We start from the raw sequence: 21,693 nt of genomic DNA, 5'->3' as shown, positions 1-21,693 counted from the left end.
CAAACGCCCACAAAAAAGGAGTTACCCAAAAGGTGACTCCTTTTTTTGCGCCTGAGAGCGCTTGATGGCAGCGGATAGTCTTGTTTGCCGTCAGTACAAGCCGATATTGGGCCTCTGCCCTGCCTGCAAAGGCCTGCCCGCATAATCCGTGTTAAATTCTGTCGGCACGCCAGCGCCAATCAGGGGTGAATCCTGCCCAGGCCTGAACGATGTCTCGCCGCCCACAGGGCCAGATTGCGAGGGGCAGCGGTATGTCCACGGCCCTGTTGATTCGCACTGTTCCTTGACTATGGCGGCTATTTCCGCAAGCCCGGCTGTTTTTACAGAACGGTTTTCGCGCAAGACCTCAAAGAGGTCTATCCACTGATTGGCTGTCCATTCGTTGGCTCCGTGGCTGTATAGCCCCATGATGGAACCGTGGTACTTCAGATAATCCAGATACATGCGCAGCATTTCCTTGAGATTGGGCGTTGGCGCGCCGGGCACGATATCTTTCAGAGAAATGCTTTGCAGGGCAGAGAGATCGACGCGTTCAACGGCAGATAGGAAGCGCTGCGCCATATGGCTGCGCGCAACCTGAAAACCCGTAGACTGCATGGCCTGCCGGATATTTGTATTGCTCTCGCTGTAGGGGCACACAAAAGCCGTGCAGTTTTTTTGCGCAGCATGATACTCCCGTAGGCCTTGCTCAATCTTACGGCGCGATTCAGACAGCATGTAGTGCATGTATGCCCTGGTATCCATGACCAGTTCCGCATTGTGCCGCGCAAAAAAGATATCCTGCTCCTGTACCGGGGCCAGCAGATAGGCGGGAATTTTCTCGTGGCTCAGGCTCACAAGCTCCGCCCTGAGGCCTTTCTCCTGCAACTGACGCACCAGCGCCCCCATGGAAAGATAGGGCTGGACTGCAAGGTCAATAGCGCACAGCTCCTTGCCGTCCACGACCACCCGCAGTTGCTCTGCCTGGTCTATGGACAGGGAGGCTGATGTGCCCGCCGGATCAAACCAGCCAACGCGCAATACCTCAGCAGAGGTAATGCTGGCATGTACCGCCCCGTGGGAGGCCACTTCAAATCCCGCGTTCACCTCAGGAATAATCATTTGCCAGTATTGCGGCGAGAGCGCGTCCGTATTCAGCGCAAGGGTGATTTTCAGCCCCAGCTTTGCCGCAGCTGGCGTGAGAGAACGCCATACCGGGGCATTAACAGTGTCGTCCACGCAGAGGTTTATCAAGGCATTGCGCCCGCCCACAAAACGGGGAGAGGCCGTGATGCAGTTCACAGCGGTAACTTCCGGTTGCTGGTCGAGAGGCCTGGCCTGCCATTTCATGAAATCGCCGGGCGCTGGCGCGTACAGGCAGCTTTCAAGGCGCGCTTTGGGAGCGGAGGGCGACTGTAAAAACAGGCTTGGCTCCGGGCTGAGAAAAAATATGCTGTTGACGGCAGAAATTTGCGCTCCTACCCCGGCCTGACGCATGGCGACAAAACGGCAGGCGGCAAAGAGGCAGTTCACAAAATGCACATCCTGCTCACCCCGCAGCAGCACAGCGCCGCCGGGGTTATCGCGGAACAGGCAGTAAGCCAGAGTCACACGGCTCTTGCGCCCTGCCTGCCCATTGAGCGCCAGCATGGCTGTCGGCTCGGCCCCGCCCGAAAAGGTACAGCCCTGAAACACAAAATCGCCGCCATATACTTCAATGCCCGGCACCGGGCTTTCAGAGGTAAAATGGCAAAATTCAAACCGCCCGGTAAAACCACGCAAATTTATTGCGGCGCTGTCCCCGATGCGAAAGGCAATGCCGCGCCATACGGTATCGGCGCTGTCGGCAAGCACATACCCTGATTTGCCAGCCGGAGCCGCGATAACAACCTGAAGCGCATCTTTGCCGGGTGCGCTGCCCAAAATGGTAAGCCCCGCTGTGGAAACCCGTATGGATTCCCGGTATTCTCCCGGCGCAACAACGATGACATCGCCTTTACGGGCTTTTTGCAGCGCGGCGTTGATGCTGCCTAACGGCCTGTCTGCGCTGAGTCCGTCACCACCGCTGAATCCCGCGCCCACATACAGGCTCCGCGAGGGTTGAACCACGGCCGCAAAAACCGTGCAAAAACTGGCGCACAGCAGCAATACCGCCAGGCACACAATGGTTCCAAAGGTGTGCAAACGCACCTGCATATCACTGCTTTGCGGCGTCATCACTTACTTTCCTGAAATTTTAGCCAGAGATTCCGGTGTGTTGCCGCCAAGACGCCACAGGCTCACATCGCCAAAGCCAAGGCTGCGCCCCACATCGGCCCAATGGGCAAGGGTTTCACCATCCGCATACCAGATTTCGCAACTGCCGCCAGTGGTTCCCCCCTTGGCAATCAGGGGGCTGCCTGGGGTGTTGTCCGCCGCCTTAAAGTACAGGGCATGGCTGGCTGGGTCGCGCTTGGGCTGTACGCCCGCGCCCTGCGCCCATGCGGCGGCCTTGCGCTCGGTAAGATCCACAACGCCCCTGCCCGTCCAGGCAAAACCGCCCGCAGAAAGCGCCAACCCAGGCTTTACAGGCCAGTGAGCGCACCACTGGGCCAACTGGCGCAAAAAGGCATCGTCAGCCTTGGCCCCCGGCCCGTTGTGATTGCCGTGCAGGTTGTAGGCCATCACCACATACTGCGGGCCTGCGGGCAGATTGCCTTGCAGGTACTTTTGCTTTGGCTCCATGACCAGCCGCAGTTTTTTACCCTGAGCAGCCAGCGTGGCGGAAAGCTCCTGCGCAAATTGCAGCAGCCGGGGCCAGTCATCCATATTGACCCTTTCGTAATCAAGTTCCAGCCCTGTAAAGGGATAGGCCGCCAGCAGGGCCAGCAGATCGCTGCGGTGCGCGGCGCGGCTGGCGTCCGTAGCCATGAGCCGGCTCACAAGGGAGGGGTCCTTTTGCACAGATTTACCGGGGGCTTCAACCACGTCATTAACGACTGAAAGGAACACGCCCTGTACATTGGGGCTTTGGCCCAGCGAAGCCGCAAGCCCGCCGCGCAAGGCCTTTTTCATGTCATCGGTGAGGAAGGGTCTGCCCTGCCTGTCAAAATACGCGGCAAACATGAGCGCGTTTTTAAAGTTGCCCTGACGCAGTTCAGCAAGCCCGTTGGGCATGTCCCAATCCGCCACCCATGCATCGGCTGCCACCGCCGGAAATGCGCAACACAGCACAAGCAGTCCCGCAGAAGCGGCAGAACGCAGACATTTCATAACAACCTCCCCGGCGCTTTGGCCCGGACGGATTTAACGCAAGGGCCAGACGGCCCGGCGCAGGACACTGAATGCTTTTTAAAAAACGTATTGCAGGTTCAGCGAATATTCATCCATGTTGTAATCGGGCAGTTCCATACGCCTGTAGCCAAGGGCAAGGCTCCAGTTATCGGCAGGAACCCAGTTCAGATCAAGGCTGTAACGCAGAACCTGCTCCCAGTTTTTGTTCTTGGATATGGCCGTACCGTATCCGGCAAAGCCGCGCACGTGCATCTGGTCAAAAAGCGCCACGTCAAACGAGGCCACAGCCATATGGTTGACGTATTCCTGCGGGGCGTAATAGTCGGCAGGATTCCTGTCGCTGTCGGCTGCACTGAACAGATAGCCCAACTGCAACTGCGGCTTGTCCCACACAATATAGCGGGGGCTGACGGTGCCGCCCACAGTGCGGTTGCCATCCGTGCGCTGGGTACCGAAGATTTCGGCCTGAAGCACGCCCCAGTCCAGTATGCGGGCCTCGGTATTCAGGCCCAGCCTGTCGGCGTACACACCCTTTTTGACGCTTTCCGCCGTCTCGATTGACTGTCGGCTGTAGCTGAGGGTGTACGGCCCGTTGATGCGCAAGGGATCGACCGAATACACGCCGCGCCAGGCAGCGCGGGCTTCCATAAAGGAAGAACCGCTGTCCGGCTGCACATCGCGCACCATCAGATCAAGCCAATGCTGCTTGAAAGGGAAGTAGCGCAGCCCGATGCCGATGGCGTGGCCGTGCAGCGAATTGTGGTCGCTCTTCCACCACAGGTCGGAAACCGAGGCCTGAGCAGAAAGATTCTCCTGCAAAAAGGTGGAAGCCTTAAGCTCGTATTCCGCAAAACTACGTCCGGCATTGTCTGTCCATCCGTGAGGGCTGAATGTGGCTCTAGGCCGCAAAAGCTGCTGCGCGCGATCAAGGAGTTCGTCCGTTCGCGGGTTATCCGGATCAAGCCGCTTTGCTTCGCGCGCAAGCTCGTTGGCATAGGGCGCATCTTCGTCAAACAGCGCGTTGCTGGCGCGGTAATAGGCGTTATCCGCAGGCGAAAGGCCAAGTGAGGCCGCCCGGGCAAAGAGCATTTCCGCACGCGGCAACTGCCCGTGCCAGCTTGCCAGCAAACCCTCTGTCTGCACAGCGAGGCGCGTGGGATGGCTCTGCGGCATGGAGGCTATGGCCTTGGCGTCCAGCTGCGCGTACACGTTGCGCACTGGCACAAACAGCGGATCAAGGCTGTTGGTGTGATAACCGTTGGCAGTGGGCACAAAGGCCACAGAAAAGACTTCGCGGGCAGCCTCGGTATAGGCCCGCCGGATGTCCGCATCGCCGTTGAGGCTGATCTGCCCGTAATCGCCGCCGGGGTACATCCACGCCGTTACCGCAAAGCCCTGAGACTGCGCAAGCTGGCGCGCTTCGGCCATGGCTGAAGCCCAGCGGTGTTTCATTTCTTCGACAGTTTCAGGCCGTCCGTCCACCATTGCGCGCCGTGCCCAGAAGCCGCCCCTGCGGCCTGTTACATCCACAATGGTGCGGCCTGAGGTATCCGTGAGCGCCAGTTCCCAGCGGCCTGTGGCCACAAGCCTGCGCAAGAGCGCAGTATTGGGCAGGTCGTCCGGCGTGCCGGGAATAAACGACTGCCTGCTCACCAACAGTACGGCCTTGCCGCCACGTTGAGCCAGAGCGGCGTCTATGGCTTGCAGTTCTTCAGGCCGCGTCTGCCCGATGACGAGCAGCAGAGGTATTTTACCCGGCGCAACAGTGGCCGCGTCAGTGGGTGCAGGAGCCAGAAACTCCGGCAGGGAAACCGGCCGATAGTTTGCGCCAAGCTGATCCAGATAAGCGGCAACATCCTGCGGGGTATAACTTTTGCCGTCCGACTGCGAGGTTATGTTGGCAAAGCACAGGGCCATGCCCGCCCCGTTTGGCCCACGGGCCGAAAGGGATTGCACCACAGGCAGAGCACGGTCGAAACGCGACACTGCGCCGGAATGCACGGCAGACTGCAACTGATAGTGCATGTCGTAAGGATATTCCTGCGCCATATGGCGGGAGATTTTAGCCGCTTCATTGTAGTCATGGCGTTGCAGGGAAATATCCAGCACGCTTTCCAGCGCGTCGCGCTGTATGGTGTTGCGGGCAAGGAGGCCTTCGGCATGCGTCTGCGCATCATCAAGGAGCGATCTGTCGGGCTCAAGCGCAGCCTGACCGCCGGAGCGCAGCTCCGCCAGTTTTTCCCTTTCCTGCGGGGCAAGGCGTTCAGGATCAAGCGTGCCTCGGGCAATTCGTATCTGTTCGCGCTTGAGCTTTTCAAGGCGGTCAGCCTGCATCCTGTACTCATCGCGCAGGGAGCTGTTGTACAGCGATTGCACATAGGCGGAATCCGGATCATCGGCCAGATAGGTCTGCGCGTAGCCGCGCGCCGCAGGGTAGCGGGCTTCAGCCAGTGCGTCTTCGGCCTGACGGCGCAGAGCCGTAAGTTTTTCCGGATCTGGCAGGCCGCTTTGCTGCAAAATGGAAGCCGCCTCCGCCCAACGGTTCTGGGCGCGCAAAGCTGCCACAAGCAGCGGCGCCACAGGCCTTGTGGTTGCACCCTTGACCATGAGAGAACGGAAAATCGCCTCTGCCCTACCGGCATCGCCCAAGGCAAGGGCGCACTGCCCTTCATACAGCCGGGCGGTAGGCCCTGCGGCATTTTTAAATTCGCCGTAAAGCGCGCGGGCGCGGGTGTAGTCTGCCAGCGACATAAAAATATTGAAAACTGCGTACCGTGCGGCAAGATTGCCGGGTTCCGCGCGCAAAAAGTTGTCAAAATGACGCAGAGCCACATCCGTCTGCCCTTCAAGTATCCTGATGCGGCCAAGAATGAATTCATGCCGGGCCGAAGTATTGACAGGGGCCGCGTTCAGATGAATCTCCGCAGCTGTCATATTTCCCTGCATGGCGGCGGCAAGGGCCATACCCAGATGCGCCTCGGGCAGATCGGGGCTGAGCGCAAGCGCACGCTGCCACAAAGGCACCGCAGCCTGCGCGCTGTCGCCAACTGCAAGGCTGAAACCAGCTTCGCTCAACATTTTAGCGGCCTGAGGCGCGGGTATGCCTTGAAGCTGCCTGCTGGCCAGAAGTTCGGGGATCAAGGCAACATTCTGCTGATCCAGCAGCTTGCCCAGATATTCCGACAGCATGGAGAGATAGAGCGACCTGCTCAACTGCAACTGCCCTGCCCCCACATCAGCGGCGGGAATACTGACCGTGTGGCTTTCCTGCGGCGGATCAAGGGCGAGCAAGGCCCTGGCGCTGGTTTCCACTGCGCGGATGTCGCCGCCTTCAAGCGCGCCTGCGGCAAGGGCCAGCGCGTACCATGGGGCATTGGCGCCCGAGGGGGCAGCCATAGACCGCAACAGCGGGTAAGCCGCTGACCACTGCTTGTCCTTTATCAGATACAAGGCAAGGGAGAACACGGGCATTTCAGGGTACTGCATGCGGAAAAGTTCCATGGCGTCCGCAGTTCTGCCCTGCTGCAACAAGACCGCACACATGGAGGGGCCAGCCTTCTGCCCATGCTGGGGGTCAAGAGCAATGGAATCGCGCCACGAAACATAGGCATCGTCTATTTTTCCGCTGTCCCACAGCTCCCAGCCGTTGTTGCGCATGAGTTCTGCCTGCTGCTCCTGCGGGGCCTGCGCACCGCTGAACCCAAGGCTGGCGACAATCAGCCGGATGTCGTCCTGCGCGTGAACAGCGCTGACATCGTCCACATGCTCCACAACGGCCTGCCGGGCTTTTTGCATGGCATCCCGGTTTTTGCTCTGCCGGGCGAACAGGAATTTGCCAAAATTTACGGCAATGTCATTGCCGCTTGCCTCAAGCCTCTGCTCAAGCGCCTTGAGTTCGGCGGTTTTTCCGGCCTGGGCGAGGCGGTAATAGAGCTGCCCCTGCAAATACAGGTCGTGCGGGGCAATCTTTGCTGCCTTTTCAAGTATATCGCAGGCATCCTTGATGCCGCCAGAGGCGGCGTAGGCATCTGCAGCGCGCACGGCCCAGACCTGCGGGCTGGAAGCCATTCGCCAGCCCTGCTCGTAAACCGTGGCGGCCTTTTTCTGCTCGTTAAGGTTCAGGTAGGCCTGCGCCTTGATGGCGTTCAAGGTTTCCTGACTAAAGCCCCGCGTGGCTGCCTGCCGATAAAAAGCCTCGGCTTCGTCCTGCTTGCCAGCCAGTTGCAGGGCGCGGGCGGTCATGGCCTCAAACACGGCCCGTAACGGTTCCGAGCCTTGCGGCCAGTCGTTCTGCCGGCGCAACAGAGCTGCTGCAACGGTGCCGTTGTTGGCAAGGCAGGCCTTGAGCACCGCCTGCTCCTCGTCCGTGAGCTTGCCAACGGCCCCTGCAGCGCGCAGGGCGGGCAAAAAGACAGCGTTGTTCTGATCCTGCCGCTCGGCCAGCAGTTTGAGAAGCTCCGGCGTCACCTGGACGGAAAGACCGCTGAAAAACCTTGCCAGATCAGCGGAAAGGGCCGCTGGATCGCTGGCCCGGCTGCTCTGGATATTTTCTGCCGCAAGGGCCGCAAGCCGCGCATCGTCCGGCCTGGCTTCAAGCGCCAGCGAATAGAAACGCGCGGCATCCTCGTGCCGCGACAGGCGCGAAAGCACAAGGGCCTTTTGCGTGATGAAGGGCAGAAAACCAGGGTCCAGATCCATGCCCTTGTCGATTTCGCCCAGAGCCTCCGCGTACATTTCGCGGCTGATGGCATAGTTGGCGCGATTGTAATAGTAGGCTGCCGAAAGCTTTTCCGGTTCCGCGCCTCTTGTCTGCTCCTGCCCCTTTGCGGAATTGGGGTTTTTGACAGGTTCCAGCCCTCTAGGCTGATCGAGGCGCGCCCGGTTATCCCCAGCCGGAAATTCCTGCGCACAGACAGCGCCTGCGGCAAAGCCGCAGCACAGGGTCAACAGCAGACTGGAATAAAGGAGACTGGCGCGCATCAGTTGCCCCCCGCAGCGTACAGAACGCCCTTTTCAGCGGTAGCATAAAGGAAATTGTTTCGGTTATGCCTATGGGCAAGCGGCGTCCAAAGAGAGCCGGGGATTTCCGCCCGCGTAAAATCAAGCAGGTAATGCTCTGCGGGCAGGGTAATGTCCGAGGCCGCAAGCGCTGCCGCCGCCTCGCGCGTAAGGCGCACCACGGGGCGATAGCCTGCGGCGGCAATGGCCTTGAGGGTCGCCGCCACATCCTTCCATGAGCTTTGGGCAAGGGGCTGCACCATTATACCGTCCCACAGCCTGCGGCTCTGTTCTATGCTGAAGGGCGCAATCAGCAGCATGCTGTCGTCCAGAACAAGATTGCCGGGGGCAAGAGCGGCAATGGTCATGCTGCCCTCCGCCCTAGCGCGCAGCACCTGACGCGAAACCCTTTCGGCATCAGAGCTGCCACTTGTCCTGGCTGCCAGCGGCACCACGCATGCAGTGACCTCTTGCGCCATGGCTGGAGCCACACTGCCAGAACTGACGTTGCCCGTGGATTCAATGCGCCAGAGCGAAGGAATACGCACGATATTCAGCGAACCAAAGCGTCCCTCGAACCCCTCCACATCGTCGGTACCCAGAGCGACCGCCCCAAGCCGCAATGTGGGTGAAACTGGCAAAAATCCTGGGCCAAGCGCCTTTCCATCAAGCAACACCTTAAGTCTGTTGCCCTTGAGCAGGATATCAAAGCGCCAGGGCGGCTGGATGGAAATGGTTTCATCCGCAATAGTATACAGCCCCTGACCGGGAACGCGCTCCTGCACCAGCAGACGCGCCCCGTGCAGGGTCACGCGCAAAAAGGCGCTGGGCGTTGCATAGCGCAGGTAGACGTAGCGATCGACGTTTTCCTTCTGCGCAATGGTCATGGACAGCGAAACATTATCCCACAGGTTGCTGCCCCGCAGGATGACCGGGTCAGCCCTGCCCTCCTGCGGGGTCAGCACAATATCCTGCCCCGAGGCTTCCACCCTGGTGCGAAATGACACCCAGCTATCGGCGGTGTCGCCCTCTGCCAATGAAAACCGTGTGCGTTTGGCGGTTCTGAGCGAGAGCACTTCCATAAGGTGCTGCTCCGTCCAATCCGGCTTGATCTGTAGGCGTGTAAGCGCAAAACGGTCATCCACTGCGGAATTGAACGCCGCCCCTTCTCTGGAAAAAGCCATCTGAAAATACTGCTGCACCAGATCGCGGTTGGCCTCTTTGACCGCATGCGGCATTGAGCCGTTAAAGGAGTTGGCGGGCATCATCACAAAAGCCTTGGGCGGCTCGGGCATGAGCTTTGCCAGCGGCTCAAACGATTCTTTATAATACGCTGCCAACCGGTCGCGCATCTGCTCTTCTGTTTCTGCTGGCAACCCAGTGGAATCGCGCAAAAAATCTGTCAAAAAGTAGCCGGGCGTCACCTTGGGCATGTTTTCGTTGATGGGCAACAGCCCCCGCCCCTGGCTGCCCACATCCCAGAAAGGACTCTTTGCCAGCGCCGCCACATTGGACTTGGTGACAAAAAAGTTGTTCCAGCTTTTGAGTGAGGTGGTGGTTGTAAACAGTGAGGCATGCACCCCTGTTTTACCCATGATCTCCTGCCCAAAGATAACCGAGTCCTTGCGGCCCCCTTCCATCATAAGATACAGGGCTTTCTCTGGCAGCGGTTCTCCATCGCGATAAAAACTGATGACATCGTCAGAAGTTATCCACTGATAGCCAGCCTTTTCAATGGCTGCCACGTGCTCCGCAAACTGCTGGCGCGAGTTCAGCCCCGGCTTTTCATCGCGTGTGAGCGAACCGTAAGAAATGGCCGTAAAACCATCGCGTTGCGTCCACGATTCACGGTCAAACTGCGGCGGCCTGCCCCTCTCAATAAAGAGCTGAACAATAAATACGCACAGGCCAATCAGAAATACCCATTGCAGGCATGACCGCAGAATCTTCCAGGTATCTTTGGAAAGCGCGCGCATGCCCTAGCCCTCACCGTGCTTGCCATGATCGGCGGGCTGCCCTGCTCCTGCGGCAACGGCGCTTTCAGAGGGCATGACGAACATCTTCTGCTCGTAGCGCAGCTTTTCCTGTGCGGCCACGTCGGCAGACGTATTGCGCGTGCCCCATTCCGACTTCCAGAACGTGAGCACTGCCACAGGAAGCTGCCACAACAGCACCCCCAGATAGAAAACGCAAAAAACAATGCCGTAAGGCCACAGATTGCTGCGTTTGAACAACAGATAGGAGGCGCTCATGAGCATACTGGTGACAAGAATGCCCGCAAGGTATTTGTAGGGAAACAGGCCAAGCTCAATTGGAATAACCACCATGGTGCGCACAACAACCAGCGGGGCCAGCACCGGCAGCAAAAAGCCAATGTAGAAAGAAAGCGCCATGAAGGGCTCTTTTCTCCACATAAAGGAGCTGGCGCGCAGGGTTTCACGCAGCCACGAGCGCTTCCAGCGCATTTGCTGCCGGATGAAGGTACGCATGCTCGAAGGCACAATGGTGGAACACACCGCCGCATCCTGATAGCCTGTGCGGTGGTGGGCAAGGATATAGTTTGTCAGGCTTCTGTCGTCGCCAAACGTGGCCGGATAGCCAAAAAATTTCTGGTTGAGCCATTCATCAAGGTAGTGCAGCACAAGATCCTTGCGGTAACAGGCAAGGGGGCCGGAAAGGCAGGTCACGCCGTCAAAAACGGATTCCGCCGCCTTGATGAACCGAAAGGCCACATAGTAGCGCACGGCCTGCATCTTGGTGAGAGCGTTTGTCCATTTGTTCTGCACTTCTGTTCTGCCGGAGACAGCCCCCATCTTGGGGTCGCGGAAGGGCTGCACCACTTCCCGCACGGCGTCCGGCTCCAGAAAACTGTCCGAATCCACAAAGACCAGCAGCTCAAACTTGGCATGCTGGGCCCCCGCCGCAAGGGCGTGGCGCTTGCCCATGTTGTAGGGCTGTTCAATGACCACAAAGCGGTCGCCGGTTATTTCCTTACGAATCTGCTTTTCGATGCGCCGCACACGCTCCATGGATTTATCCGTGCTGCCGTCGTCCACAAGGATAACTTCGAGTTTCTCCTGAGGGTAATCCTGATTGATGGCGCACTGGATGGTTTTTTCAATCCATTCTTCTTCGTTAAAGCAGGGAATGACAATAGTGACCCCGGGCGTAAAGTCAGGATCAACAGGAATATTGCGGTAAAAAAATGAGAATACAAATCTGCTCACCAGAAAAACGGACGCAACAATCCCATAGGTAAATACGGGCACGTCAAACATGAAGTAAAACAGGCTTTCCTGCCGCATGTAGGCAACGGCATATACAGAAATTGCAAGCAGAATTACAGAAGTTGCAACCAGGCGCAGCCACTTTCTCAGGCGCAGATAGTTATCCAGATTGCGCACAAAATTGACGGCAACCTTTTTTTCACCATCCTCGCCTTCCACAATACGCACAACATCTGCGGGGATACGCACGCGTGATTCATACCCTTCCGGCAAGGTGCCCGGCGGCATGGTAAAGCGCAGCACAAGCTTTTGCCCCTCGGCAGGGAGCGGCGCATCATCAGCCCAATGCAGCAGCATGCCAGATGACGAAAGGTCTTCGCTCAGGCAGCGTATTGGGGCGGATTCTTCCGAAGCATCGTACACCGAAACCTGAAGCTCTGCTTCATACCGCTGATGGGCACCACGCCTCGACCCGCCCCGTCCGGGGATATTGGGGGCGAGACGGCGATCACTCTTGGCCTTGGGGTAAATTTCACCGTCCAAGGGCAATTGGGGAGTGAGCTTGGAAAAAAGTTTGGTGGACAGCAGCATTCGGTCAACCCGGTTCGGTTGCGGTGGCGAAAAATAGCATCACAAATCGTCACGTTTTTGATAATAAATACTTAAAGCAAATTCCATACCCCGTCAAAAAAATGCTATCTGTCCGCATGTCCCCGCCAGCCTTGCCGCTACTGCCGTGACTTGCAAATCTTGAGCACTGCGGCATCCGCCGCGTCATTTGCTGACGGCTCAAAGCTGACAATTTCTCCGTTGCAGTATGAAACCTGAAACATTTTTTCCGACGCAGAATCGTCAGCATCGTCCTTTTCCGTCAGGGCGATGGAATACAAAATGCCAAAGTCGCCTTCGGCATTTTTAAAGGGAATGGCCTTTTCAATCCGAATCCTGATGGAATCAGGATTTTTAAAACCATACACCATGCTGTACGTTTCAAGATACCGCACAAGTACGTTGCGTAATATATCTTCATCCATGACCTGATATGTATCACGCGGAATGAATTTTTCCGTCATTGATTCGTTATAGGCCAAAAATTTATCCGCATTTTCTCTTTCTGCATTGTCAATATACAAAAATTCCTTGCAATATGCGTCCTGTTTGTCTGACTTGCTGGCGTTTTTCTCGATATTGTCCGCCAGTTTCAGTCTGTACAGCACATAGTTTGGAGGTAACGCCCTATATTTGATATTAATGACGTTTGCTTCATCGAGGTTTTGAAAAAGATCCTTTTCAAATTTGCCTTGAGCGTCTGCCAGGTCACGCTCCTGCATTTCAAGATATGCCTTGGCAGATTCAAAGCCATAGGCTCCACCAGCAACGGTATCCCCCTGCGGGGATGATGCGGCTAAAGCCCTCTGGCCCAGGCAGAAGATCAACAGGGTGGCGCACCAGTAAAGAAATCTTGCCGTAGGTTTCATCCAGCGCCTCCTCTTACTGTTTAGGCAACAATACTAAAAAGATAAGAGACAAAACAAAAAGGGCACAAATTGATACTAAATAACTAGCCTAGTCTCTTGCGCAGGGCAACAACATACACGGGCCGATAAGTCAGCCTGACGCCCTGCCCTGTGCCGTAACGGGAAATGTAACTGTCTACAAACTCAAGATATCTGCGCTTGTTCCACCCAACAGACCTGATGCCCGTTACGCCAGTATGCCTCAGGTGCAGCAGCACGTCATGCGGGCTGGCAAAATCCAGCGTGATTTCGCCCTGCTCCATTGCAACCAGATTAAAATCCTGCTCAAGATAGCTTTGCAGGGCGGCAGCATCGGCATAGTCCAGCCCAACACCCGTAAGCTCGGCAACTTCGCACAGGTTGCCGGGCAAAAAACTGCTGAAGGCCAGTAGCCCGCGCTTGGGCAGATAACGGGCGCAACGATGTAAAAATCCCTCAATATCCGCAAACCACTGCACGGTTGAAGCACTGCAAATGGCACCAAACGGGCCGCAGAAGTCCAGTGTTTCCGCGTTGCCCTCGCGCACAGTAAGCACGTCTGGCTCTTGCTGCGTAAGGGCCTGCACTTGCGGGCTGGTATAAAGATCGTTGACAGTGAGGCTTTTGGGCTGCGCGCTCAAAATATGCCGCGTCAGCAGGCCCGTACCCGCGCCTATTTCCAGTATGGTTGTACCACTGGGAATGTGCGGCGCTGCAAGCGCCCAGAGGTGCGAAGCAATCTGCCGTTGGGCCTGAGCCTCGGCATCATAACTTGCGGAAGCAGCGCTGAAGCGCCGCCTGACAAATGAAGCACTCATGGCAGTTCTACATCGACAAAAGGAATATCCGGCATATAGTGCGGCTCGTCCAGCTCCAGCACCGGGATTGCAGACCAGGCTTTGCGCATGTTTGCAATGGGAAATATTCTGTCTTTTTTGCTCAGAATTGCCATGTTCCAGCCGGTAAACTGCGCCTTGCCCTTGTGGGCAGCGCATTCCTTGATATGCAGCAGCTCCGCCAGCAGAGAGTCCACACTGCGTGCCAAACTGTGTGGTGATCTGCGCGCTTCAAACACGGCCCGGTGCGCGCCGCACATGCGCCTGTTGAAACGGTCCACGCTTTCGGCGCAAAGGCTCTCAAGCGTGGCATCATAGATCTCCACCGGTATGCCAAGGCTATCATCAACAGGCGTGAGCGTTCCGTTAATGGCCATGGCGCGGCTCACAGCGCACTGCAGGCCCGGCAAGACCAGGGATGCCGCGTACACGCCAAGCGACCATGCCCGCACCCGTACCTCGCTGTAAGGACGCAGAGCCTCCGCATCCAGCGTCATATCGGTATAGTCGTAGCACACGGCAAAATCGCAGTGCGCCGTGTGCGGCGAATCCGCAGCCCAGGCAAAGGGGCGGCTGTCCATGCCCCACCCGGCAAAAAACAGTTCCAGGGTCGGACAACCGGCGCGCCGCAGAAAATCAATATTCATGCAGCAACCTGCTCAGCAGGGCTATGAGGGATTCAACCTCCTCACGCGTGGTTCCCGCTGTGAGCGAAATGCGCAGGCGCGAGCTGCCCGCAGGCACCGTGGGCGGGCGTATGCCCATAATGTAAAAACCCTCGCGTTGCAAATGCCCGGCAATAACAAGCGTGCGCTGGTTTTCGCCCGTAATGACGGGCACGATCTGCGAGGTGCTGCGCACCGACTGCCCAAGGCCATCAGTAAAGGCATGCATCATGCCCGTCAGTCCGGCAAGATGCTCCCTGCGGGCCGCCACCTCCACACTGGCAAACTTTGCAAGCACAAAGCGGCTCCAGGCAATGTTGACCGGGGGCAAGGCCGTGGTAAAAATAAACGGGCGCACGGTATTAACAAGGTATTCCCGCAGGGCTGCCGAGCAGATCACATACGCGCCCAGCGAGGCCCAGGCCTTGCCCATGGTGCCCACCAGAAAATCAATGTCCGCCGCGCAGCCCTGCTCCTCGCAGCAGCCAAGGCCCTTTGCGCCGCGCACACCCACGGCGTGGGCCTCATCCACATAAAGCTGCACAGTGGGATTGGCCTTTTTCAACGCCACCAGCCGGGGCAGATCACAGGCATCGCCATCCATGCTGAAAATGGATTCGGTGACGATGATGATGTTTTCGTAGTCCGCAGCGTGCTTTTCCACCAGCATTTCGAGCTGGGCGTAGTCATTGTGCCTGAAGCGGATGCACTTGCCCTCGCTCATGCGGATGCCGTCAATAAGGCTGGCATGCACCAGCTTGTCCGCTAAAACAAGCGTGCGGCTCGTGCACACGGCAGGCAGAATGCCCTGATTGGCATGATAGCCGCTGCCGAACACCAGGGCGGCCTCCGCGCCATAGGCCGTTGCCAATTCCCGCTCAAATGCCTCCTGCTGGTCGCAGGTGCCTGTGAGCAGACGCGAGGAACACGCGCTCATGCGCAGGGCGGGAACATCCTGCTGCGACCAGAACTCCTGCCGCAGGGTGGCATCGTCGCCAAGAGAGAGATAATCGTTGGAGCTGAGGTTGATAAAGGGCGCTCCGGCCCGCTCCCTCTCGCGCTGCACTGCGTCAATATTGCGCAGGACGCGCAGGCTGCCGTTCTGCTTCTTTTCATCAAGCCACTGAGTGTATTGCATCATTCTCTGTCCGTTAGGCATATCGCGGCTGGCAGCAAGGGGCCAGACGCATATCAAGGCATGCAGAAAGCATTGAAAATAGCGGCGCAAGCGATCACCAGAAAAGCGGCTCTACAAAAAAGCTGTCGCTCCCGCAACAGGATATCGTCACCCGCAAAGGGCAACAAGTCAATCACGCTGAGTCATGCCAAGCCCTGCGCCTGTGCGGCATATTGCCGGAAACAAAGACGCATGGCCTGACAGTACAGCGTAATGTCGCCTGACAGATGTTGTGGAGGATATAGAAGCAAGGTACCCGCTGTCGGGCAATCGGATTCTTAGGTTTTGCTGTTGCCCTCGCAGGCATTGATAATGCGGCAGGCCGCACAGGCAGCACCGAAGCCGTTGTCGATATTGGTAACAGTGACGCCGCTGGCGCAGGAGGTGAGCATGCCAAGCAAGGCGGACAGCCCCGCAAATGATGCCCCATAGCCCACTGACGTAGGAACCGCCACAACGGGCTGGGGCACCAGACCGCCGACCACGCTCGCCAGCGCGCCCTCCATGCCCGCAATCACAATGACGGCACGGGCGGCGAGCACCTCTGGCAGGTTGTTGATCAGGCGGTGAATGCCCGCCACGCCCACATCGGCAATGATTTTTGCGCGCACGCCTAGCATGCGGCAGGTCTCCCGGGCTTCTTCAGCCACGGACAGATCAGAGGTGCCCGCAGTGACAATGGCAACTTCGCCCTGCTTCCAGGCAATGGGTTTGACGACCAGCGTGAGGGTGCGCCCAAGAGCATTGTATTCGGCATTGGGGCACACCGGCTGCACGTGGGCCGCCATTTCGGCCGAAACCCTTGTGGCCAGCACATTGCTGCGGTCGCCCACACGGAGGAATATTTCGCCCACCTGCTCGGGGGTTTTGCCCTCGCCGTAAATGACCTCAGGAAAGCCATTGCGCGCCGGGCGTTGCAAATCAAACTTGGTGTGCCCAAGATCAAGCACCGAACTCTCGCGCAGCAGATTCATGCCATCGGCTACAGAGAGGCTTCCGTCCCTGATTTCAGTGAGCAGCTTTTCCAGTGAACCACCTGACATTTCTCTACTCCAACATGGTCGGGTTTCATTACCCGCGACCGTAATTTGCCCCGTACACTATGTAGCGTCAAGATTACGCCAGAACGGGCAGAATTATCTGGCTGGGCCAGCGCCCGCAGCTTCGTCAACTTCCGCCAGATACACCCGCAACATATTGGGCCGCTCTGTACGGCGATGCCCGATGCCGTACCCCGTGCTCAGGGTGGTCATGACCGGGGCTGCCGTGAAGGTGTCAACCAGAGCGGCAATGATGGCCGCCCCCGTTGGGGTTGTGGCCTCATGCTCCACCCCGCCGCGCGAGGTGGGGATTCCATGAAGAATCTCGACTGTCGCCGGGGCAGGAACAGGCACCATGCCGTGCGCGCAATGCACAAAACCGCCACCAAGCTCCAGGGGCGAAGACCACACGGCATCAACGCCAAGAGCATGAAAACAGATGGCCGCGCCCACAATGTCCACAATTGAATCCGTTGCGCCAACTTCGTGAAAATGCACGTCTTCCAGAGCCTTGCCATGTACTTTGGCTTCTGCCTCGGCAATACGGCGGAAAATGCTCAGGCTCGTCTGTTTGACCGGGTCTGCCAGCGTGCTTTGCATGATGATTGCTGTGACGTCAGCAAGATTCCTGTGAGGCAGGTACCCGGCTTCCACAAGGCTGTGCCCATGCACATGGGCAGGCGCGCAGGCATGCATATGTTCATGCCCGTGGGTGTGTTCATGACTGTGGCTGTGCCCGTGCTGTTGGCCGTTCAAGTGCACGTGAACCTGCATCCCCTGAATGCCGTTACATTTTTCTGGCTGACACTGGAGCGCAAACTCGTCATCAATGGCGAGCTTTGCCAATTCTTCCTTGAGATAATCGGGGCTGACCCCAAGATCAATCAGGGCAGCCAGATTCATGTCGCCGCTGACTCCGGCAAAACAATCGTAATACAGTATCTTCATAATGCCCCGGCAAGAAATGTACGTCTGAAAAAAGAGGGGCAGACTGTCGCCGCCCGTGCGCAATATAGGTATTTTGCCCGCAACAGGGAATAGCCAATACGACCTGATTCTTGCCTATTTCTGCATGATGGCGGCTATCCGGCACACCATAGGAGGTGCTACTACACGTTCTTGCCCATCTCAAAAGCCTGCGCCATGCTGGGAGAGCCCTTTATATCGCCCTTATTCCACGCGCCAACGCCGTACACAACGCCCTTTTCCACCGATCCTTCAAGGCAGTAGGCAAAACCCCTGAAACACTCGATGGTTCGCTCCATGTGCGACAAATCAGTATCCGCAGCGGCAATAATATAATACATACTTTTGTTCTTGATTTCAGTATAGCGAGCAACTGTCCTGTCCATGAGGGCTTTTATCTGCGCGCTCACAGAATAGAAATACACGGGCGAAGCCAGCACAAGAACATCGGCCTCGATCATTTTTTCCAGCATGGTTTCCATGCCGTCCTTTTGCACGCAAACGCCCTTATGACTCTGGCAGTATCCACAGCCAAGACACGGAGCAATTTTATGTTCCTGCACAAAAATCTTTTCCACCGTATGGCCTGCCTCCTGCGCTCCAGCCATAAACTGCTCGCACAGCAGATCAGAATTACCGCCCTTGCGTGGGCTGCCGCAAAAAATCAGGATGTTTTTCATTACTCGCTCCATATGCTGATTTGTAGGTATCTCATCCCATGTCAGCTACAGACAAGACACATATTTTCAGTATGTTAAATGCCTTTTGGCAAACTTCAACCTGAACATTTAAACTATCACTTTAACTTTTTCTCAGGCATTTTACCGGGCAAAATGCCTTTGCTCCAGACACGCAAACGTGCTCACATTGCCCTAGCCGCTGCTTTAATCTTTTAAGAGCCTTGGCTAAAAACGTATAGTCCGATTCTCTCAAATTATTGCCCGATTATCCGACGATTCAAACTATTGTGTTGTTTTTCTCCGTCCTCTTCTGGTAAAAAGCCAGAAAGGGAGAACGACCATGCCTCAGCAAGACAAAGATAACTGCGACATGCTGAATATTCAGCGGCAGGCGCTGGCCCGCAACATTGCCCGCCAGACCGAGCAAAACCATCGTCTGGAAACGGCAGTGCCGGGGCTTGTACTCGTGCGGTACGAAGCGCCGACCCAGCCCGCAAGCTGCATGTATGAGCCAACTATCTGCCTTGTTGCTCAGGGAGCCAAGCGCGTTATGCTGGGGGACGAAGAATATATGTACGATGCCAACCACTACCTGATTTCGTCTGTCGGTCTGCCAGTGGTGGCAAATGTGGTGGAGGCCAGCCCGGAAGTGCCGTTGCTGGGCATGGTGCTCAAGCTTGATATGCGCATGCTGGCCCAGATGATGGTGGACAGCAACCTGCCGGTTTCGCGTGCGGCAAAATCAGGACGGGGCATGCGGGTTAGCGAGGTGTGCATGCCCTTGCTCAACGCCTTTCAGAGGCTGCTTGACCTGCACGACCACCCGCAGGATATCGCCGTGCTCTCCCCCCTGATTCACAAGGAAATACTTTACCGCCTTCTGCTGGGCGAACAGGGGCATTATCTGCGCCAGATCGTGGCAGCTGGCAGCCACGGCTTCCAGATTGCGCAGGCCATTGACTGGCTCAAAAAAAACTATGTGCAGCCCTTGAAAATAGATAGCCTTGCCAGACAGATCGGCATGAGCACCTCGACCTTTCACTTGCATTTTCGGGCCATGACCAGCATGAGCCCGCTGCAATACCAAAAGTGGATGCGCCTGCACGAGGCCAGACGCCTCATGTTCATGGAACATCTGGACGCCACCAGCGCCGCTTTTCAGGTGGGCTACGAAAGCCCCTCGCAATTCAGCCGCGAATACCGCCGCCAGTTCGGCACACCGCCTTTGCGCGACATCAAGGGGCTGATAAGCACTCAAAGCAACTGCACTTCCGCCAGCCACAAGACAATGTGAAGCAAGCCCCCTCCCTACGGGGGCACTTCGCTATCCTGTTCATGTGCTGACAAGGCATGCGTTGTAGCGAAAAACCTCCCCCCGTTCCATTTTCTCGTATCGCTCTTACGGACCCAGACTGATATTGACTTTCAATTTCTTTTCCTTCATCTTCGACTTCATCGTGCCTCAGCAGCGATCGAGCGCACTTGGCCCTCTCCAATCACAGCTATTTCAGGAAGAAACATGACGCCTTCACAGGTTATTTCCGCTTTACAGACCCTCACCAGCATTCACCAGCCCGTATTCTTATGGGGCGCGCCGGGAGTGGGCAAAAGCCAGATAGTCTCCCAGGTTGCCGCCATGCGGGGCATGGCCCTGCGCGATATCCGCGCCGTGCTGCTTGACCCCGTTGATCTGCGCGGCTTGCCGCGACTTACAGATGCGGGAACCGCCGTATGGTGCCCGCCTGCTTTTTTGCCAGGGGCGGGCGACCCACCGCAAGGCATACTCTTTCTTGACGAACTCAACGCCGCCCCGCCGCTGGTGCAGGCGGCCTGCTACCAGCTCATACTCGACAGGGCCATTGGTGAATACCGCCTGCCGGATGGCTGGTTCATCATAGCCGCAGGCAATCGGGAAAAGGACAAGGCTGTCTCGTACCGCATGCCTTCTGCTCTGGCTAACCGCATGGTGCACTTGGAATTTGACGCCAGCCTTGACGACTGGCTCGCCTGGGCGCTGGGGGCTGGCATTCGCCGCGAGGTTTGCGCCTTTTTGCGCTTTCGCCCCCGCTTGCTGCACGATTTTGACCCGCAGCGCATGGAAAAAGCCTTTGCCTCACCCCGTTCATGGGAATTTGTTTCGCGCATACTGGAGGCTACACCTGCCCGCGAGGTGGAATACGAGATGTTTCAGGGCACCGTAGGCCCCGCAGCCGCAGCGGAGTTCATGGGCTTTCTCTCCGTATGGCGCGAGCTGCCCACCGTGGATTCCATCCTGGCGCAGCCAGAGGCCGCCACAGTGCCGCAGGAACCCGCCGCCCTGTACGCCACATGTGAGGCCCTGAGCCTGCGCGCGGCAGAAGACACCATGGATGCCCTCACCGCCTATGCCGAGCGCCTGCCCGCTGAATTCAGCGTACTGCTGATGCGCGACGCCGTCTGCCAGAATACGGATGTGGTGAACACCCCGGCCTTCAACCGCTGGGCGGAAAAAAACGCGGAAGTTCTGCTTTAAGCCATGCACACACCCGAAAACCAGCATCCAGACCAGCAAAAGGCAGATCCGACCATCACAGATGCATCCCTGACGGCCCATCACTGCATCACGCGCGCCCGCGCAGCACTGGTCATGGAGCATCCCTTCTTCGGTTCTCTGGCTCTGCGCCTGCGCTACAAGGCAGACCCCTCCTGCGCGGATATGTGGACAGACGGCAAAACCCTTGGCTACAACCCGGCCTTCTCCACGGCCCTTTCGCAAAAATCGCTGGTGGGGGCAATGGCGCACGAGGTTCTGCATCTGGCCTTCGGGCATCATCTGCGCCGCAAGGGCCGCGATGCAAAACTGTGGAACCGAGCCTGCGATCTGGCAATCAATCACATCTTGGTGGAGTCAGGCTTTACCCTGCCTCAGGGTTTTGCGCACAATCCAGCCTATGCGGGCATGAATGCGGATGAAATCTTTGACGCATTGGCAAGCCTGCAAGACGCCCCCACCAACAAAGGCGTGCAAAACGCGCAGGTTGCGCAGGGCGCGGAACAGACAGAAGGCGCTGGCGCAGCGGCCTTTGATGGCGGTAAGCAGACAGAGCAACCTGAGCAGCCCACCCCGCCGCAAGGCGCGCAAAACAGCAAGCAGCAAAAGGACCAAGACGCCGACCCGCAATCCACTGCTGGCAACAAGGCCGCCGCCAAGCGCGAAAAAGGTCGCCCGGAGCAATCAGAGGGAACAACCAGCTTCACCGGCGAGGTGCAGGATCACCCCGATGCGCAAGGCATGCAGAACGATCAGGCCCTCAAGGCCGCCGAACAGGAGGCGGATATAGCCATGATGCAGGCCATGCAGCGCGCCCGCAACATGG

General features: G+C 57.5%; 14 protein-coding genes and 1 pseudogene. 3 read left to right on the top strand and 12 right to left on the bottom strand.

Translation table 11 applies throughout. The annotated features are described in order from the left end of the window. Nucleotides 1–90: 90 nt before the first annotated feature. The 12 genes from JMF94_RS05745 to JMF94_RS05690 all read right to left on the bottom strand — a co-directional run bounded on the left by JMF94_RS05745 (nt 91) and on the right by JMF94_RS05690 (nt 18,337). Nucleotides 91–2,196: a hypothetical protein gene (locus JMF94_RS05745; protein ID WP_240824222.1), complete on the bottom strand. Its 2,106-nt coding sequence runs from the start codon at nt 2,194–2,196 to the stop codon at nt 91–93. Nucleotides 2,197–2,199: 3 nt separating this feature from the next. Continuing rightward, nucleotides 2,200–3,231, bottom strand: coding sequence for a glycosyl hydrolase family 18 protein (locus JMF94_RS05740; RefSeq protein WP_240824221.1), 1,032 nt, complete (start codon nt 3,229–3,231; stop codon nt 2,200–2,202). Nucleotides 3,232–3,309: 78 nt separating this feature from the next. Further along, complete coding sequence (locus tag JMF94_RS05735) at nt 3,310–8,232, bottom strand: hypothetical protein (RefSeq protein ID WP_240824220.1); 4,923 nt, start codon at nt 8,230–8,232, stop codon at nt 3,310–3,312. Continuing rightward, a complete protein-coding gene (locus JMF94_RS05730) occupies nt 8,232–10,226 on the bottom strand; it encodes a hypothetical protein (RefSeq protein WP_240824219.1) in 1,995 nt (664 codons plus the stop codon). The genes JMF94_RS05735 and JMF94_RS05730 overlap by 1 nt, the downstream gene beginning before the upstream one ends. Before the next feature lie 3 nt (nt 10,227–10,229). Continuing rightward, nucleotides 10,230–12,068: a glycosyltransferase gene (locus JMF94_RS05725; RefSeq protein ID WP_240824218.1), complete on the bottom strand. Its 1,839-nt coding sequence runs from the start codon at nt 12,066–12,068 to the stop codon at nt 10,230–10,232. 137 nt (nt 12,069–12,205) lie between these two features. Continuing rightward, entirely contained in the window at nt 12,206–12,955 is a 750-nt protein-coding gene (locus tag JMF94_RS05720) for a hypothetical protein (RefSeq protein ID WP_240824217.1), read from the bottom strand. 83 nt (nt 12,956–13,038) lie between these two features. Continuing rightward, nucleotides 13,039–13,791 (bottom strand): methyltransferase domain-containing protein, encoded by a 753-nt coding sequence (locus JMF94_RS05715; protein ID WP_240824216.1) that lies wholly within the window; start codon nt 13,789–13,791, stop codon nt 13,039–13,041. Continuing rightward, nucleotides 13,788–14,456 (bottom strand): pimeloyl-ACP methyl esterase BioG family protein, encoded by a 669-nt coding sequence (locus tag JMF94_RS05710; protein ID WP_240824215.1) that lies wholly within the window; start codon nt 14,454–14,456, stop codon nt 13,788–13,790. Before JMF94_RS05710 ends, JMF94_RS05715 begins: the two co-directional genes overlap by 4 nt. Next, nucleotides 14,446–15,615 carry an 8-amino-7-oxononanoate synthase gene (locus JMF94_RS05705; protein WP_240824214.1) on the bottom strand — a complete coding sequence of 390 codons (1,170 nt, stop codon included), beginning with the start codon at nt 15,613–15,615 and terminating at the stop codon, nt 14,446–14,448. The genes JMF94_RS05710 and JMF94_RS05705 overlap by 11 nt, the downstream gene beginning before the upstream one ends. Before the next feature lie 314 nt (nt 15,616–15,929). Next, nucleotides 15,930–16,694: a nickel pincer cofactor biosynthesis protein LarB gene (gene larB, locus JMF94_RS05700; RefSeq protein WP_240824213.1), complete on the bottom strand. Its 765-nt coding sequence runs from the start codon at nt 16,692–16,694 to the stop codon at nt 15,930–15,932. 93 nt (nt 16,695–16,787) lie between these two features. Continuing rightward, the gene (locus tag JMF94_RS05695; protein ID WP_346770009.1) at nt 16,788–17,639 is read right to left on the bottom strand and encodes a LarC family nickel insertion protein; all 852 of its coding nucleotides are present in this window, start codon (nt 17,637–17,639) and stop codon (nt 16,788–16,790) included. A 161-nt stretch (nt 17,640–17,800) separates the two neighbouring features. After that, nucleotides 17,801–18,337 (bottom strand): flavodoxin family protein, encoded by a 537-nt coding sequence (locus tag JMF94_RS05690; RefSeq protein WP_240824212.1) that lies wholly within the window; start codon nt 18,335–18,337, stop codon nt 17,801–17,803. A 340-nt stretch (nt 18,338–18,677) separates the two neighbouring features. On the opposite strand from JMF94_RS05690, the gene JMF94_RS05685 reads away from it, so the two are divergent. From JMF94_RS05685 to JMF94_RS05675, 3 genes and pseudogenes are all read left to right on the top strand, one after another. Then, nucleotides 18,678–19,631 carry an AraC family transcriptional regulator gene (locus JMF94_RS05685; protein ID WP_240824211.1) on the top strand — a complete coding sequence of 318 codons (954 nt, stop codon included), beginning with the start codon at nt 18,678–18,680 and terminating at the stop codon, nt 19,629–19,631. 225 nt (nt 19,632–19,856) lie between these two features. Continuing rightward, nucleotides 19,857–20,849, top strand: a complete 993-nt coding sequence (locus JMF94_RS05680) for a MoxR family ATPase (protein ID WP_240824210.1) — start codon at nt 19,857–19,859, stop codon at nt 20,847–20,849. Nucleotides 20,850–20,852: 3 nt separating this feature from the next. Then, nucleotides 20,853–21,693 (top strand): annotated as a pseudogene (locus tag JMF94_RS05675) (hypothetical protein); the annotation flags it as partial.

Source organism: Desulfovibrio sp. UIB00, from assembly GCF_022508225.1.
Taxonomy (GTDB): Bacteria; Desulfobacterota; Desulfovibrionia; order Desulfovibrionales; family Desulfovibrionaceae; genus Desulfovibrio.
Note: the sequence above shows the minus strand (reverse complement) of the source record. Positions and strands in the feature narration are given on the sequence as shown.

Coding starts and splice junctions, on each gene's coding strand:
- JMF94_RS05745 (WP_240824222.1), bottom strand. CDS start 2,196: ATGACGCCGCAAAGCAGTGATATGCAGGTGCGTTTGCACACCTTTGGA.
- JMF94_RS05740 (WP_240824221.1), bottom strand. CDS start 3,231: ATGAAATGTCTGCGTTCTGCCGCTTCTGCGGGACTGCTTGTGCTGTGT.
- JMF94_RS05735 (WP_240824220.1), bottom strand. CDS start 8,232: ATGCGCGCCAGTCTCCTTTATTCCAGTCTGCTGTTGACCCTGTGCTGC.
- JMF94_RS05730 (WP_240824219.1), bottom strand. CDS start 10,226: ATGCGCGCGCTTTCCAAAGATACCTGGAAGATTCTGCGGTCATGCCTG.
- JMF94_RS05725 (WP_240824218.1), bottom strand. CDS start 12,068: ATGCTGCTGTCCACCAAACTTTTTTCCAAGCTCACTCCCCAATTGCCC.
- JMF94_RS05720 (WP_240824217.1), bottom strand. CDS start 12,955: ATGAAACCTACGGCAAGATTTCTTTACTGGTGCGCCACCCTGTTGATC.
- JMF94_RS05715 (WP_240824216.1), bottom strand. CDS start 13,791: ATGAGTGCTTCATTTGTCAGGCGGCGCTTCAGCGCTGCTTCCGCAAGT.
- JMF94_RS05710 (WP_240824215.1), bottom strand. CDS start 14,456: ATGAATATTGATTTTCTGCGGCGCGCCGGTTGTCCGACCCTGGAACTG.
- JMF94_RS05705 (WP_240824214.1), bottom strand. CDS start 15,615: ATGATGCAATACACTCAGTGGCTTGATGAAAAGAAGCAGAACGGCAGC.
- larB (WP_240824213.1), bottom strand. CDS start 16,694: ATGTCAGGTGGTTCACTGGAAAAGCTGCTCACTGAAATCAGGGACGGA.
- JMF94_RS05695 (WP_346770009.1), bottom strand. CDS start 17,639: ATGAAGATACTGTATTACGATTGTTTTGCCGGAGTCAGCGGCGACATG.
- JMF94_RS05690 (WP_240824212.1), bottom strand. CDS start 18,337: ATGAAAAACATCCTGATTTTTTGCGGCAGCCCACGCAAGGGCGGTAAT.
- JMF94_RS05685 (WP_240824211.1), top strand. CDS start 18,678: ATGCCTCAGCAAGACAAAGATAACTGCGACATGCTGAATATTCAGCGG.
- JMF94_RS05680 (WP_240824210.1), top strand. CDS start 19,857: ATGACGCCTTCACAGGTTATTTCCGCTTTACAGACCCTCACCAGCATT.